This is a genomic window from Paenibacillus vietnamensis, from assembly GCF_020169515.1.
In the GTDB taxonomy this organism is placed as follows: Bacteria; Bacillota; Bacilli; order Paenibacillales; family Paenibacillaceae; genus Pristimantibacillus; species Pristimantibacillus vietnamensis.
In genome coordinates, this window is sequence record NZ_JAHMHW010000002.1 from 298,172 (window position 1) to 312,554 (window position 14,383).

14 protein-coding genes are annotated in these 14,383 nt (G+C 56.0%); 5 read left to right on the plus strand and 9 right to left on the minus strand.

All coding sequences use genetic code 11. The annotated features are described in order from the left end of the window. Nucleotides 1–46: 46 nt before the first annotated feature. On the minus strand, nt 47–364 hold the full coding sequence (locus KP806_RS06400) for a hypothetical protein (protein ID WP_224722739.1): 318 nt from the start codon (nt 362–364) through the stop codon (nt 47–49). A 122-nt stretch (nt 365–486) separates the two neighbouring features. Between KP806_RS06400 and KP806_RS06405 the strand changes: the two genes are divergently transcribed. Continuing rightward, entirely contained in the window at nt 487–1,674 is a 1,188-nt protein-coding gene (locus KP806_RS06405) for an MFS transporter (RefSeq protein ID WP_224722740.1), read from the plus strand. Nucleotides 1,675–1,762: 88 nt separating this feature from the next. On the opposite strand, the gene KP806_RS06410 is transcribed toward KP806_RS06405, so the two are convergent. After that, nucleotides 1,763–1,960, minus strand: coding sequence for a cold shock domain-containing protein (locus KP806_RS06410; protein WP_224722741.1), 198 nt, complete (start codon nt 1,958–1,960; stop codon nt 1,763–1,765). 77 nt (nt 1,961–2,037) lie between these two features. Then, nucleotides 2,038–2,739: a class I SAM-dependent methyltransferase gene (locus tag KP806_RS06415; RefSeq protein ID WP_224722742.1), complete on the minus strand. Its 702-nt coding sequence runs from the start codon at nt 2,737–2,739 to the stop codon at nt 2,038–2,040. A gap of 170 nt (nt 2,740–2,909) precedes the next feature. Here KP806_RS06415 and KP806_RS06420 point away from each other — a divergent pair, with 170 nt between their 5' ends. The 3 genes from KP806_RS06420 (at nt 2,910) to pepF (ending at nt 5,441) form a co-directional block, all read left to right on the plus strand. Continuing rightward, the gene (locus KP806_RS06420) at nt 2,910–3,143 is read left to right on the plus strand and encodes a hypothetical protein (RefSeq protein ID WP_224722743.1); all 234 of its coding nucleotides are present in this window, start codon (nt 2,910–2,912) and stop codon (nt 3,141–3,143) included. A 131-nt stretch (nt 3,144–3,274) separates the two neighbouring features. After that, complete coding sequence (locus KP806_RS06425; RefSeq protein ID WP_224722744.1) at nt 3,275–3,457, plus strand: hypothetical protein; 183 nt, start codon at nt 3,275–3,277, stop codon at nt 3,455–3,457. Nucleotides 3,458–3,650: 193 nt separating this feature from the next. Continuing rightward, nucleotides 3,651–5,441 (plus strand): oligoendopeptidase F, encoded by a 1,791-nt coding sequence (pepF, locus tag KP806_RS06430; protein ID WP_224722745.1) that lies wholly within the window; start codon nt 3,651–3,653, stop codon nt 5,439–5,441. A 345-nt stretch (nt 5,442–5,786) separates the two neighbouring features. Here the strand turns inward: pepF and KP806_RS06435 are convergent, their stop codons facing one another. The 6 genes from KP806_RS06435 to hemE form a co-directional block, all read right to left on the minus strand. Next, complete coding sequence (locus tag KP806_RS06435) at nt 5,787–6,653, minus strand: DUF92 domain-containing protein (RefSeq protein ID WP_224722746.1); 867 nt, start codon at nt 6,651–6,653, stop codon at nt 5,787–5,789. 50 nt (nt 6,654–6,703) lie between these two features. Continuing rightward, nucleotides 6,704–7,444 (minus strand): glycerophosphodiester phosphodiesterase, encoded by a 741-nt coding sequence (locus KP806_RS06440; protein WP_224722747.1) that lies wholly within the window; start codon nt 7,442–7,444, stop codon nt 6,704–6,706. Nucleotides 7,445–7,472: 28 nt separating this feature from the next. After that, the gene (locus KP806_RS06445) at nt 7,473–8,978 is read right to left on the minus strand and encodes a CapA family protein (protein ID WP_224722748.1); all 1,506 of its coding nucleotides are present in this window, start codon (nt 8,976–8,978) and stop codon (nt 7,473–7,475) included. 81 nt (nt 8,979–9,059) lie between these two features. After that, complete coding sequence (gene hemG, locus KP806_RS06450; protein WP_224722749.1) at nt 9,060–10,520, minus strand: protoporphyrinogen oxidase; 1,461 nt, start codon at nt 10,518–10,520, stop codon at nt 9,060–9,062. A 5-nt stretch (nt 10,521–10,525) separates the two neighbouring features. Beyond that, nucleotides 10,526–11,473, minus strand: coding sequence for a ferrochelatase (gene hemH, locus KP806_RS06455; protein WP_224722750.1), 948 nt, complete (start codon nt 11,471–11,473; stop codon nt 10,526–10,528). After that, entirely contained in the window at nt 11,466–12,536 is a 1,071-nt protein-coding gene (gene hemE, locus KP806_RS06460) for a uroporphyrinogen decarboxylase (RefSeq protein ID WP_224722751.1), read from the minus strand. Before hemE ends, hemH begins: the two co-directional genes overlap by 8 nt. A gap of 327 nt (nt 12,537–12,863) precedes the next feature. Here hemE and KP806_RS06465 point away from each other — a divergent pair, with 327 nt between their 5' ends. Next, nucleotides 12,864–14,090 carry an MFS transporter gene (locus KP806_RS06465; protein WP_224722752.1) on the plus strand — a complete coding sequence of 409 codons (1,227 nt, stop codon included), beginning with the start codon at nt 12,864–12,866 and terminating at the stop codon, nt 14,088–14,090. The last annotated feature ends 293 nt before the right edge of the window (nt 14,091–14,383 follow it).

A 14,383-nucleotide genomic window follows, 5' to 3' on the forward strand; every position in this document is an offset into this window, starting at 1 on the left:
CTGACAGTGTCGTTAGTCTCACGACGCACCCCTCCTCAGACTCGTCTCATGAATGACGGCGCGATTCTACCTGCTGATCGATGCGGTACCAAATGTGCAAATCATTGATCCTACTCGCATAATCGGCAATTTCGTAGTTTAATATACAGGATATTTCGAAGCTTTCTTCCTCGTTAAGCCTCTCCTGCATCGCATTGATCTGCCGTTCGAATTCCATGATACGGTCCGGGATCGTTCCCCTGATCAGCTCCCACTGCGCGACGATCTCAAGCTGCTCCGCCCGCTCATACTGCTCCCATTCCGTTTCCAGCACGGGAAGACGGATCCGAAGCCGTTCATTCCAATCAAAACGATACACTCCCATTGTAAACCTCCACATCCTAATGTACCATTTCGACTCATAATAATCCAGCTTCAAATGTTGCTAGCCAGCGTGCTATACTGGTTTCCTATTGTTTTTAGACAGAGATGGAGTGAACCAGCAGCATGATTACTACTGAAACAGCCCGCACGGGGCTGTCGGATTCGGCCCGCAAGGAGACGCTGTCGCTTCGGGTCTACAGCTTCTCCGCTTACTCGACCGCGGCGATGGTCGTCTCGTTTATCCCGCTTTACTTCCTGGACCGGGGTTTCTCGGAGCAGGAAATCGGCATTATTTATTCCACCGGACCGTTTATATCGATTTTCGCCAACATCATTCTCGGAATCGCAAGCGACAAATACAGAACGATTAAAAAGCTGCTCATGCTGTTGTTGCTCGGGCAGCTTGTCATGATTTCCATGCTGTTCCCTACCCACAATTTTGCGCTTGTATGCCTCGTCATGATGGGCTTCTATTTTTTTCAAACGCCAATCAACCCTTTGAGCGACAGCTTATTGCTTCTGTCAAGCCAGTACACAGGCACCCCTTATGCGCTGATCCGGATATTCGGCTCACTCGGCTTTGCGGTCACTGCCTACAGCATCGGCTTGATATTAAAGCATATCGGCACTTCCTGGACGCTTCCGCTTGCCATGACAACGATAGCGATAACGCTCGCCTTAACGACTAGAATAAAAGATTATCAAGGCAGCGTCCGCAAAATCGATTTTTCGGGATTTTTTAAGCTTGTCAGGCAGAAGGACGTGCTGCTGTTTTTCCTGATCCTACTAACGATATCGATTCCACATCGCATGTACGAGGGCTTCCTGGCCGTTACAATGCGCCATATGGGGGCAAGCGATTCGCTCGTAGGCCTTGCCTGGCTCATTTCCGCTTTAAGCGAAATTCCCGTTCTGTTTCTGCTCGGCAAATTCGGCCATAAGTTCAAAGAGCTTCCGCTGCTCATGCTCGCATCCGTTATGTACGCGGTCCGGCTCTGGCTGCTCAGCGAAATCCAGGATCCCCGCTGGGTTATTGCAACCCAGGCCATGCACAGCATTTCCTTCGGCATTTATTTCTCTACCGCGCTCCGCTACCTGTCCCGGCTGATTCCGGACGAATTCAGGGCTTCCGGACAGGCCATGTACGCCGTCGTCTGGACCGGTCTCGCGGGTGTCATCAGCGGGATGTTCGGCGGGTTCGTTTATGAGCAATTTGGCCGGGAAGCCTTTTTCCGGATGGGCTCCGCCTTCGCTCTGCTTGCAGCTGCAAGCTTTCTGCTGCGGTACTTGCTAAGCCGTCATGAACGATAGCCAGACCGCTTTCCAAATCGTCCTATAAAGCAGAAGCGGCTCCCTGTTGCCAGGGAGCCGCCTCGATCGTTCTTGTGTAATTCGATTCCTATAGTTTAATGACGTTGGCCGCTTGAGCGCCGCGGTTACCCTCAGTAATGTCGAATTCGACCGCTTGCCCTTCATCCAACGTCTTGAAGCCTTCTCCTTGAATAGCCGAGAAGTGAACGAATACGTCTTCTCCGCCTTCTGTTTGGATAAAGCCATAGCCTTTCTCTGCATTAAACCACTTAACTGTTCCTTTCAATTGAACAACCTCCTAAATATAACCGCCGGTTGTACGGCGAATAGCACCATTATAGCGATAAAATCAGGCAAATGCAATTAAAGCGAAATGCCCAGCATATACCCGGATCCTGGAATGAATGGAAGATGCGAAGAACGCAGTTCCGCCCTTGCTCCGGTACCTTCAATATGTTCCATTAAAGCAGCAAGACCGGAGTATGGCTCCCAGCTTAATGACAGAAGCGGATATATCCGGATTTGCCCGCCGGGCCTGCATACCCGCATAAGCTCGTTAACGGATTCTTTATGGAAGTCATATCCAAATTGATCAGCGTATAAGAACAAAAAGTGACTGCACAAAACGAGTGAAAAGCGATTATCCTCAAAAGGCAGCTCCGGCAGGCTTGCCCCGATATATCGGTCACCGGCATCCCCCTTCATCACGTCCGCCTCGAATCGTGCAAGCGATTCCTTCCTGCCGTCGCGATGCCGGTCAATGGAGCCGTAATAGCTCCAGTCGAACGAGTCCGCCAGCTTGACCAGCTTGGCCGTCGACGTCTCGATTTCCCTTTCGGCTTCCATAATCCACTGCGCCAGCTCCAGATTATAACGCGGGTCGGCGGCGATCGCCGAGAAGCCTCTTGCATTCGCCTCCGCCGTAAACGACGAGCCTCCCGCCGCTACATCAAGCACCTCGCCATCGGACAGAACTTTCTCATTCAAATCAAACATGCGCAAATACTCGTCATACCCTCTGCAAGTCATCGCCACTCCGACCTGCTCGTAACCTCGTGCCGCCATCGTAATCTCTCCTCTTCTCTTCTCGTCTCGTCTTTGCTCGTCTTTGCTCGTCTTCGCTGGTCTTTGCCTGGGTCAGCTGCCGGCGGCTGCCCTTCCTTTATTGCTTACAGCCGTTATAACGGCTATGATGATAAGAATACCATAATTAACTACTTGAAGGGTGAAAAATCATGTTTAAGAAGCACGAAATTTACAAAACAGACAAATACAATATGCTTACGGTCGAGGTTCAGGGCAAAACGCTGATCGTGAGAGAGATTACGGATCAATGGGGCGAGGATTGCCATACCTTCGTCAGTCGGCCCGAAATGTTGAATTGGGCGGAGAACCGCTTCAGGAAGGAAGACTTCATCGGCCGCGAAGACGAGCTCGAAGCGATCATGTCCGCATTGAAAAAAGTGTAGCCGCCGTAAATACGCATAAAGCAGCAGGAAAATATCCCCTTTGCGGCGAACATATCGTAGCAGCGGCCCGCATACATAAAGATTGGCCGAAGCCTTTCCCGCACGCAAAGCTTTGGAGGCACTGAAGTTCCATGGATCCGACCAGCACGATCATATTTATCATCGCCGCATTCTCGCTCGGTGCAATCGTTATATTGAAGCGGGATTCGATGCGGCCCGGTATGCGCCGCGGACTTGCGATGATATCCATCGCATTTATCGCATTTGCCTTTTTTCTAATCGTTTATGCCTTTTTCACAATGGGCGCCGCTTAGCGGATGCTGCCGGAATAGCCGCCGGCAGGTTCGGGCATAGTAAACGCAAACTGTGTCCCGAGGTGATTGGCGGATGAAATGGCTGGCCTTGCTGCTCACCCTGAGCCTGGTGCCGGGAGCTGCGGTCCAACATAACACGGCGGCGAACGCTCCGCACTCTTTATCAACCGTTTCCATACCAAGGAGGAATTCGATGAATCACGTACCTAAACGTTCCGAAACCGCACCCGAAGCCCGCTGGAAGCTGGAAGATTTGTTTGAAAGCCAGGCTGCGTGGGATAAGGAATACGCGGAAGCGAAAACGCTGATCAAAAAAATCGCCGATTATCAAGGCAAGCTTGCCGATGCGGCCCAGCTGAAGGCATGCTTCGAGCTTGAGGATGAGCTTTCGCTGCATGTCGAGAGGCTGTACGTATACGCGAATATGAAGCATCACGAGGATACGGCCGAGCCGGTCTTTCAGGCTTTGTCGGACAAATCGAAGAAGCTGAGCGTAGAAACGGGAGAATCATTGTCGTTCATTACGCCGGAGGTGCTAAGCCTTTCCGACGAGCAGCTCGATGCCTTCATTAAAGATGAATCGCTTGCGAAATTCCGCCATACGCTGGAAGAAATGCGCCGCCAGAAGGCCCATGTCCTGTCCAAAAACGAGGAAGCTCTGCTCGCGCAGGTCGGCAACGTCAGCTCGGCGCCGGGAACGATTTTCGGCATGCTGAACAACGCCGATCTTAAATTTCCGAAAGTGAAAAACGAGCAAGGCGAAGAAGTTGAGCTTACTCACGGCCGTTACATACAGTTTCTCGAAAGCAAAAACCGGGACGTCCGGCACGACGCCTTCAAAGCGATGTACGACACGTACGGCAAGCTGAAAAATACGCTCGCTTCGACTCTGAACGCCAACGTGACTAAAAATATTTTTTATTCCAAAGCCCGCAAGCATGAATCCGCATTGGATATGTCCTTATACGGCGACAACATTCCTAAGGAAGTCTATACGAATCTGATCGATACGATCCATAAGCATCTGCCGCTGATGCATCGTTATATGGATCTTCGCAAGAAGCTTCTCGGGCTTGACGAGCTGCATATGTACGACTTGTTCGCCCCGCTCGTCGAAGAGTTCAAGATGGAGATTCCGTACGAGGAAGCCAAAAAAACCGTCAGCGAAAGCTTGAAGCCGCTAGGCGAGGACTACTTGAAGGTGCTGCAGGAAGGCTTCGACAACGGCTGGATCGACGTTTATGAGAATGAAGGAAAACGCAGCGGCGCCTACAGCTGGGGAGCCTACGGCACCCATCCGTACGTTCTGCTCAACCATAACGACAACTTGAACAGCATGTTCACGCTGACGCACGAGATGGGCCATGCGCTTCATTCGTATTATTCCGATACGACGCAAAACTACCGCGATGCCCAATACACGATATTCCTGGCGGAGGTCGCATCGACGCTGAACGAGGCGCTCCTGATGGATTATCTGCTCGGGAAGTCGACGGATCCGAAGGAAAAAATGTATTTGCTGACGTACTACGCGGATCAGTTCCGGACGACGGTATTCCGCCAGACGATGTTCGCCGAGTTCGAAAAAATCGTTCACGAACGCTCCGAGCAGGGCGAATCGCTTACTCCGCAAGAGCTCAGCAAAATTTATTACGACCTGAACGTTCAATATTACGGACCTAACATGGTCGTCGATCAGGATATCGAAATGGAATGGGCGCGCATTCCCCATTTCTATAACAGCTTCTACGTTTACAAGTATGCGACCGGCTTCTCGGCAGCGACGAGCTTCTCCAAGCAGATTTTGGAGGAAGGCGCCCCTGCGGTCGAGCGCTACCTCGGCTTTCTGAAGAGCGGCGGCAGCGACTTCTCGATCAACATCCTGAAGAAGGCCGGAGTCGACATGTCCACTCCGGAGCCGATCGAGCAGGCGATGAGCGTGTTCGAAGAGCTGATCGGCCAAATGGAGCAGCTGACGAATTAACGGCAGGACATTTAAAAAAACCGCTTAAGGCATCGGCCTTAAGCGGTTTTTTGCGTGAGTGCTGCAAGCCTGTTCATGCGGTTCTGCCCCTTCAGCGGCTTTTGTACTCGCTGGCTCTATGCACGCTCAGCGACTACTCTGCACGTTAACTCCTAACGAACCGCACAAACTCTATTTGCACGATTTAACCAACTTTCCATTCCTAACGAACTCCACGAGTTTTATTAGGGTACATTGCCGCGGGAATGCCCTTCGTTTCGAAGTAATCCTCGTCGAAAAACAAAGCCAAGCTGCTCCATGTGAGCGGCTTGGCTTTGTAACTGCAGTCAGCGATCGGTTCGAGCGCTATCCCAGCAGGCTTCCCAGCGCCCACGCGAGCGCGCCGGCGGCAAGCGACGACAGGAGGTTCACCCTGTCGTTGTTCAGCCAGGCGAAGCCGCGCACGCGCTCCGCCGCGCCGCCGCAGTGCGCGGCGCGTTCGGTTTCGCTGCCGCATTCCCGGCAGCGGAACATGGCCTGGCCGGTGGCGCCGAGCAGCGAGTCGGCGAAGGCCCCGGCCAGGCCGGCGGCGGCCGCGGCGGCGATCCATGCCGCCGCTGCGGCTCCGCCGCCGGGCGTACCCGCAGCAGCCTCTGCAGGCTGCGGGGCCGCCAGCAGCAGCGCTGCGACGGCGCCGATGAATGCGGCGCCTGCCAGCGCTGCTGCGCTGCCGAGCGGCGTGACGCCGCCGCTCGTGCCGGGGGCTACCGGCTTGCCGCTCGTCACCGAGCGCGGCGCCGTCCTGCTCAGGGCACCGATCTCGGTCGCCCAGGTATCCGCATTGACGGCGGCCATGACGCCGACATAAGCAAATAACCAGCCCTCGTCCGGCCACAGCGCGTTAGCTGCGCAGAGAAGCAAGCCCGCGCCGCCGTTCGCCCACACCTGGCCGGCGTCGCGCCTCCCGGTCTTCTCATAGTTCGCTTCGGCCGCGGCCTTCGCGCGGTGCTTCCGCTTCCACTTCGACCACAGGGTTGAAGAGACGAAAAACGCGATCAGCACGCCGAACCAAACCGGCTCGCCCAGCGTCACAAAGACCGTCCCCATCACGACTGCCGACAAGGCGCCTGACAGCGACAGCGAACGGACCCGGTAAGCTGCCGCCGCAATAAGGCCGCTGCCGAGCAAGCCGGCAGCCAGCCTGAGCCACCATTCAGCGATTATCCCGACCATCGTTTGCCTATCCTCCCGTTCAGGAACTCCGGTATTTTTCGTTCATTAGGCTAAGGGCCGAAACTCCGCTTCATGGCCTCATGCCAGCGTTCCGGATAATTCGTGCAGATCAGCAGCCGGGGATCCATGGCCGCCAGCTTCCGGATCGCTCTTATGTCGTTCACCGTCCAGGCCATTACTTCGATTCCCGCATTCCGCAGCAAAGCGAGCCTGTCTCTGTTCAGCCGCGTATAACCGATGGACAAAAAGCAGCATCCAAGCGTCTCCAGCTCGCTGGGCAGCGTGTTCCGCCACCCGTCAATAATCAGCCCGGTACGCACAGCCTGCGACAGAGCTCTGACGCGGTGCAGCGTCCCTTCGTGGAAAGACGTTATGACGGCCTCCTTCTCGAGGCCGTAGGCGTGCAGCAGCTCCAGCACCTTCTCTTCGATATGCGGATAGCGGACGCCGTCCGTCTTCAGCTCGATATTCAGCTTGCAGCGCCCTTCCGATTCCTGCAGCACCTGCTCCAGCGTCGGTATTTTTTCCCCCTGGTACTTCTGGGAAAACCAATTGCCCGCATCCAGCCCGGCAAGCTCGGCCGCTGTCCGCGCCTTCACCTCGCCTTTGCCGTTCGTCGTTCTGCGCAATGTATAATCGTGAATAATGACAGGAACCTGATCCTTCGACAGCTGTACGTCAATCTCAATCCATTCCACTTCCGGATCCTCAAAAGCCATGCGAATGGCAGACATCGTATTTTCCGGCGCGCGGCTCGACCAGCCTCGGTGCGCTACGCACGGATTTCTCATGCGGCACTCATCCTTTCGGTCATTCCGTTCAATTGGCGACTAGCAGACCGTCCTCCCTCAGCTTCGCCCCGAAGGACAAGGAAGAAAGCCGGTCCAGCAGTCCCTGAGCCGCTTCGCCTTCAAGCGGCGTCGGCTGTGCGGCCGTCGTAAACATCGGATGGAAGGTCAGCTCGCAATCTCCGTCCTTCGTGCAAATCGCATCCAGCACCCCTGTCTCGCCGGCCTTTTCCTTCGGGTAGGACGTAAATATGAAGTTACCTAAACTGTATGCGATCCATTTCCCTTTATACGTTTCGAAGCCCTGCAGCACATGCGGATGGCTGCCGATGACCAGATCCGCCCCTGCGTCGATGTACTGCCGGGCGAAATCGGACTGGTACGGCTCGGGCATATCCACCCTCTCCTTGCCCCAGTGGACCATGACGACCACGATGTCGGCCTGCTTCTTCGCTTCGGCGATCGCCTTGACCGCCCGCGTCGTCTCATACGTTTCGGCCACGCCCGCCACATTTTTGTCGGCCTTCCATTCCACAAACGGAATCACCCTGCTGATGCCGACGTATGCAACCTTAATGCCCCTTACCTCTTTGATAACGGGGGCAAAAGCCTCCTTATCGTTTCGTCCCGCGCCCATATGCGCAATGCCGGTATCGTCCAAATGCTTTATCGTGTCGAGCATTCCCTCGACGCCCTGGTCCATTGCATGGTTGTTCGCCAGGCTGAGAACGTCGAAGCCTGCATCCCGCATGGACGGCAGCGTCTCGGGATCCCCCTTGAACACATAAGGCGTGCCCGTGACGGGCACCCCGCGTTTCGTTACCGGATATTCCAGGTTGCCGGCGGTCAAGTCGGGCTCGCTCAAATATAGAAGAGCCTGCCGGTATAAATAATCGTAGCCTTCGCGCTGCGTCAAGCTGCTTACATATTCGTTCACGAGCAGATCGCCTACGAACGCAAGGCTGATTTTGTCTTCGCCGTCAGCCGTGCCGCCAGTTTCTCCAGGCAAGGCTGCCTGCCCGTCATCTGAAGTGACGCTATCGCCGGGCTGATCTGCTGCACCGCCCTCGCCTTGCGCCCGCCCTTCATCGTCTCCGCCTTGCGTTTGCTCCTCGCCGCCGGCTCCCGGCGAGCCGCCGCTGACGCCCCCTGCGCTTTCACTGCCATTGTCGCCTTCGGCACCCGGATCGCCGCTCACTGCTGACGAGCCGCTGTCTTTCCCATTCCCGCTGCCCGCCGCGCCGTCTCCGCCTTTTACACTTTCTCCGCCCTTTCCGCCTTCGGATGCAGGAACGCCGTCCGCTTTATCCGCCGAGCCATCCGCATTGTCTCCGCCTGCCTGCGCGTTCCCGTCCGAGGCGCTTTCCTCCGGTCCGAAAATTTCCTTCAGCTTATCGGAATTTGCCGCCGCCAGCAGCACGCCTGCCGTAATCACCATAACGCCTAGGAGCGTCAAATAAATCGCCGTAAGCTTTTTAAGCCTTTTTCTGCGTTTAAGCTTGTCCTGCTGATGCGTCTCTGATCGCGATACGTTCATGGATGCGGCTCCTTTTTATAAAAATAAGAACCTTTCCATTATACCAACGATTTCCCGCTCATGGGACACAAATATTGGAAGTCAGCCTTTCAGCAGCTGCTGCGCCGCTTCCTTCCCCTGCCGGATGCAGTCGGGAAGCCCGACCCCGCCGAAGGCCGCACCCGTCACCCATACGCCGGGCAGCTCCCTCGCCAGACGCTCGCGCAGGCGCTTCACGTTCTCCACATGGCCGACCGGATATTGCGGCATCGAGCGGTGCAGCCTCGTCACCTCGGTAAACATCGGCTCTGCCGTTATGCCCATCGTATCCTTAACATCCTTGCGAACGGTCCGGATCAACTCGTCATCCGGGAGGCTGACGACCTCCTCGTCGCCCGAGCGGCCGACGTAGCAGCGCAGCAGCACCTTATCCTTCGGACTCGTATGCAGCCATTTGCTGGAGGTCCATGTGCACGCCGTTATGTGCAGCCCCTCCGAGCGCGGAACGACGAAGCCCGAGCCGTCAAATTCAAGCCCGAACGACGCCTTCTCGAACGCCATCACCACGTTGGCCACGGACACGTATTTCACCGCGCTCAGCTCGCTGCAATCCGCGAGCGGACCGAGCAGCTCGGCTGCATTGTAAGCGGGCGCCGTCATGACGATTTTGTCGGCAGGCAGCGTTTCGCCGCTATCCAGCACGACCTCGTATCGCGCTCCAGTTCCCTCAGGTCCGTCGTCCGGAGAAGCTGCAGCAGCGTTTTTCCGGATTTCCGTCACCTTAGTCCCAAGCCTGCGCTCCGCCCCCTTAAGCGCCTCGTCCAGCGCGCTCACGAGCGACGACAATCCGCCTTTGAAGGTCAGGAAGGTTCCTCCCTTGGCTGCGGCAGGAAGCGCTCCGGCCGCTGCGCCGGCCTTGCGGTTATGCTGCATGCCGCGAATCAGGCTGCCATGCTTCCTCTCCGACGCCGCAAACTGGGGGAACGTCGCCTGCAGGCTCAGCTGCTTCAAATCGCCGGCATAAATGCCCGCCAGCAGCGGCTCGGCGATCCGGCGCATGACCTGCGTTCCGACGCGCCGCTCCAGAAAGCCGCCGAGCGATTCGTCGCCCTGCTCCTTGCGGACGGGCAGCACCAGATCGAGCAGCGCCCTCAGTTTGCCGCCCCAGGACAGCAGGCCGGTCTTCACGAACGGAGCGATCTCCGTCGGCACGCCGAGCACCAGCCCGGGCGGCATCGGATGCAGCTTGCGGCCGTGCATAATATATGTTTTTTTGGCTCCGGGATTGGTGCTCGTCAGCTCGCTCTCAAGCCCCAGCTCCTTCGCCAGGTCATACATTGCAAGCTTCCGCGCCAAAAACGAATCCGGTCCTTTCTCGATGACAAAACCGTCACGCTGCAGCGTATTGATTTTTCCGCCAAAGACAGGCGCCGCGTCCACAATCGTTATGGACAGCTCCTTGCCCAGCCGCTCCGCTTCCCGCTGCAAATAAAAAGCGGAGCTCAGTCCGCTGATCCCTCCGCCAATAACGACAATTCGATCAGGGTTTCCGATTCTCCGCATACCATTCATTCCTTCCCTTGGACGGCGTCAATGACCGACTCCGCCAACGTTTCCATATATAACGGATCGCGGTTCAGCATCGCAATCCGGTCAAGCGTCATATTCAGATCCTTGGCGGCTGCCCGCGCTTCGATATCGAGATCGTACAGCACTTCCAGATGATCCGATACGAATCCGACCGGCGCAACCAGCACCGCCTTTACGCCGTCCTCCGCAAGCACGGGCAAGGTTTCGAGAATATCCGGCCCAAGCCACGGCTCTCTCGTACGGCCCGCGCTTTGCCAAGTGAACTGCCAATCCTTCACCCCGGCCGCTTCCGCGACTGCAGCCGACGTCTCCAGCAGCTGCCGCTCGTACGGATCGCCAAGCTCGCGGATTTTCTCGGGAAGACTGTGAGCGCTGAAAAGCACCTTCACACGCTCGCGGCCGCCCGCCGCCTCCGCCAGTCTGCCGAGCCCGTCCGATACGCGGTCTTCCAACGCTTTCAGCAGCTTCGGGTGCAGGTGATATTGCTCCACGAAGCTTATCTCGATGCCAAGCTGCTCCGCCTTCTCCTGAGCGCGCTTAATATAGCCCCCGACGCTCATGACCGAATAATGCGGCGCAAGCACGATGCCGACCGCCTTCTTAATGCCGTCGTCAGCCATTTGCTGAACGCCGTCCTCAATATACGGCTTCGCGTGCTTCAACCCTTGATAGCAGGCGTATCTGCCCGGCGCAAGCTGCTCGAGCTTGTCCTGCAGGCCGGCCACCTGTCCGTTCGTATTCTCCCTGAGCGGGAAGACGCCTCCGACAATCGCCTCGTAACGCCCCTTAAGCTCCGCAAGCAGTTCAGGCGTCGGTGCATGCCCGCGCCGGATATGAGTGTAATAGGCTTCTACGTCGTCCATGGACTCCGGCGTGCCGTAGGACATGACAAGCACGCCGATCTTCCGGTTCTCATGCTCAGACATGGCTGGCCTCCTTCCGGCTGCGTTCGGCAATCGCCATTTTGGAATAATCGTGCACGAACGCGGTCAGCTCGGCCAGCTTCTCGAGCGAAGCTTCCGGAAACAGTCCGTGCCCCAAATTAAATATAAAGCCGGGTTCGTTGATTCCGCTGTCTATAATTTCTTTTGCATACGATTCTATTACGGCGATCGGAGCGGTCAATACGGTAGGATCCAGATTGCCCTGCATCGCGAATCCTTTGTTCAGCCGCCGTCTTCCTTCGTCGATCGAGACGCGCCAGTCGAGCCCGATGACATCCGATTTGACGTTGCTCAGCTCCGGCAGCAGCTCGCCCGAGCTAACGCCCGGAAAATAAATTTTCGGCTGCGGCAAATCCGACAGCTCGGCAAAAATTCTCTCGATCGTCGGCAGCACGAACTTGCGGAAATCGGAAGGCGTCAAAGCGCCAACCCAGCTGTCGAACAGCTGAAACGCTTTACCGCCTGCAGTCATGTGGGCACGCAAATAAGCGATGACCATGTCGCCGAGCTTGCGCATGAGCTCATGCCAGAGCGCCGGCTCGCTGTACATCATTTCTTTCGTACGCAAGTAGTTTTTTGAAGGTCTGCCTTCTATCAAATAGCTGGCGATCGTAAACGGAGCGCCGGCAAACGTAATTAGCGGCACGTCAAGCTCGCGGTCGAGCAGGCGGATCGTTTCGATCACATGGCTCAAATCGCCTTCCACGTCGATCGGCTTCAGCTTCTCTACGTCGGCCGCCGTGCGGATCGGACTCGCGATAACCGGCCCAATATTGGCCACGATATCAAAATCGATTCCGATCGAGGCAACCGGATTCATGATGTCCGAATACAAAATCGCCGCATCGACGCCCAGCTTCCGGACCGGCATCATCGTCACCTCGGCCGCCAATTCCGGCTGTCTGCAAATTTCAAGCAGTGAATATTTCTCTTTTATTTTGCGATATTCAGGGTCATACCGTCCCGCCTGTCGCATGTACCATACGGGCACCTGATCCACCTTTTCCTGTCTGCAGGCCCGTATGAAACGGTCGTTATACGACATTCCCGTTCCCCATTTCTGTATGTTTTCCTATGTTTTCATTATGCCCTTTTTCAACCGGGCTAACAACCGCCGCCCGTTCATTTCCTATGACAATAGTATGACAATAAGACTATGACTGCATGAAGGATACACTAGCGTAAACGGCTGTCGCCGTCCTCTGACGGTAAAAGCTCGTTTCGCGATGAAATATAAGTCATTATAAGCTCAAACTTATAAAGTCTTATATTTTGAAAAAATACTCGTTGTAAAAGGCGGCTTCGGCTGCATTCTTCCATCTTGCATTTCGGCCGCAGGAAATTTTTCCGTCATGTATGCTATACTTTTCATATGGAACAGTGGAAAAAAAATCTGATCGTGCTATGGTTCGGACAGTTTCTGGTCATGGCCGGGATGACGATGATCATCCCGTTTTTGTCGCTTTATCTGCAGTTCGATTTGGGATTAACCGATTCGCATGAGATCGGCGTATGGGCGGGAATTATTTTTGCCGGCAATTTCGTTACCTCGTTTATTTTCCAGCCGATTTGGGGCAAGCTCGCGGACCGCTACGGACGCAAAATGATGCTGCTCCGCTCCGGCTTCGGCATGTCGGTCGTCATGATTCTGATGGGCTTTGCCACCAATCCCTGGCATTTGCTGCTGCTGAGGATGCTGAACGGGACGATATCCGGCTTTGCGCCAGCCTCCATCGCTCTCATTGCCTCAACAACGCCGAAAAAAAACATGGGTTTTGCAATGGGAACTATCCAATCCGGCGGCATCGCCGGGACGATTCTCGGGCCGTTCATCGGCGGGCTGCTCGCGGATTCGATTGGCTTCCGCCCGATTTTCTATTTGACAGGCAGCTGTATTTTTGCCGCATCGCTGCTCGCGCTGTTTGTCGTGAAGGAGCCCTTCGACAAAACGAAAGCGGCCGCGCGGGTGCAGGCTTCCGTCATTCAAGGCTTTCGCAGCCTTACCCGGATACCGGAGCTGACCGCGCTGTTCGGCGTCACGTTTCTCATCCAGTTTGCCATGATGAGCCCGATGACCTTAATTCCGCTTTATGTACAGGAGCTGCACGGAACGACGGCCAATCTTGCTTTTTTCGCCGGCTTCGTCGGCTCCGCGACCGGCTTGTCCAACCTGATCGCGTCGCCGCTGCTCGGCAGGCTGAGCGACCGTATCGGCGCGCAGCGGGTGCTTGGCGTTTCGCTTGTCGGCGCGGCGCTGGCCTTTATCCCGCAGGCGCTTGCGGGAACCGTTTGGCAGCTGCTGCTGGCCCGGTTCGTGCTCGGCATATTCCTCGGCGGCCTGATTCCGGCGGTCAACTCGCTCATCCGCAAATATACGCCCGACGGGATGGAAAGCCGCGCGTACAGCTTCAATACCAGCACGCTGAGCCTAGGCAACATGATCGGTCCGATTACGGGCGGGGCTTTATCCGGCTGGATCGGCATTCAGGGGCTGTTTATTTTATCCGGCGTCATGCTTCTGGCCAATGCGGCTTGGGTATGGCGGACGCTGCTGCGCAAACGGCCCCGCAGAGAACAAAAAGAACAATTAGGAAATTAAGCGGGGTTTTCACGTTAGGAACGGCTATCCCGCCCGATTTAGGCCTATCCTACCTGCCGCGTTACTCCCGTACACTTTATGAGATAAAGCACACGCGGCGGGAGATGACCGGGTTTGAAGTTTTACATTGCGGACTACGACGTCCTTGGTTGTCGGCACCGGCATAGGCGGAGGCGCCCCTCCTGGCGGTTGGCCGCACAAATTTTGCTCAACTCGGACATTCAAGGAAGCGCGATCGGCCGTTTTTTGGCCAGCCATATCGCGGATCGGCTGAAATAAATCAGAGGCGGAGC